Below are 1,187 nucleotides of genomic sequence, written 5' to 3'. Positions count from 1 at the left end.
CTCACCACCTATCACTTTACCCCGATCCACAAAAGGCAGGTAAAGAAATACCGTTTTGTAAGCATCGCTTCAAGCGGCGCAGCCCCCGCGTGAACCAGGAAACTAAGCTGCGGTTGAGCTTCCTGAAGCTCCAATGGTCCGGATCGCTTTGCTCGCGCATTTTTTTTCGAGCGGGGTCGGGCGCTCCGCCGCGTCGTCTTGACCGACGCGGACACACCAGTGCATTGCCAGCGCCATGACGAGGACCAGCCGCTCCAGGCGGTCCGCATGCCAAAGCTGGGAGCCCTCCAGGTTGAACCCACGCCCCTTGAAGTCGGAGAACATCGGCTCAATGGCCCAGCGCGCGGCGTAATCCAGCACCGCCGCCCGCGACGGCGTGCAGTCCATGGCGATAATCCAGGGCTCCGGATGCCCGGCCTCGTGGAGGATGCCGAGGTGAGTCATGACTCCCTGCGTGAACAGTCTCACCCCGGGTAGGTAGCGTTCGGTAACGCCTTGCGCCAGGGCTCCGATCGTCGTCTCGTCGTCCTGTCCTGTGTCCGCCAGCACGCTGCCTTTCAGCCGCAGCCGATAGCCCCAACCGTGGGTCTGGACCCAGCCGAACAGCGCGGCGGAAGGGTAGAAGCGGTCCGCCGATAACAGAACCTTAGCCGCCGGGGGCAGCCACGCCAACACCTGCTCCAGCAGCCTTTGCTGAGCCTCGAAGCCGATGTTGGCTGGCCCCGCCTCCGCCCGCCAAACCAAGGGCAGCGCCCGGTCACCAACCCGCAGGGCCACCACCAGCAACGCCATCCGGTTACCCAGATCGGTCTGATCCATGGTCAGCAACACGGTCTGGCCGTTCCGTGCCGCCCTCGCCAGCGCCGCCCGCGCAAACGGCTCCATCACCGCCGTCGCCGCCAGCAAGGGATTCTTCAGCAAGCGCCTCAGCCATTGCTCCCGCATGTCCTGACGCTCTGTCGGCAAGGGGAGCAGATTGGCCAGCTCAACCGTATTCGGCGTCTGACCCTCAATCATCGCGCCTACGACCAACGCCAGTTTGCCCACCACCGTCTTGCGCAGTCCCGGAAGCGCTTCGGCAAGCCCACGCTCCACCTCAGCAGACAGTTTTCTTACAGTGCCCAAGATCGCCTTGAATCAATAGTTGTGTACACGGCATAGTTTATCTGAAACTGATAGGTGATGAG

The 1,187-nt window shown here is 62.8% G+C and carries 1 protein-coding gene; it reads right to left on the bottom strand.

Features of this window, described 5'->3' with window-relative positions:
* Positions 1 to 102: 102 nt before the first annotated feature.
* Positions 103 to 1,125, bottom strand: a complete 1,023-nt coding sequence (locus tag JJL52_RS21085; protein ID WP_202054491.1) for a transposase — start codon at positions 1,123 to 1,125, stop codon at positions 103 to 105.
* Positions 1,126 to 1,187: the final 62 nt, after the last annotated feature.

The sequence above is a fragment of the Candidatus Methylomicrobium oryzae genome (assembly GCF_016745425.1).
Classification (GTDB): domain Bacteria; phylum Pseudomonadota; class Gammaproteobacteria; order Methylococcales; family Methylomonadaceae; genus Methylomicrobium; species Methylomicrobium oryzae.
This window is presented reverse-complemented; position numbering and strand designations above follow the sequence as displayed.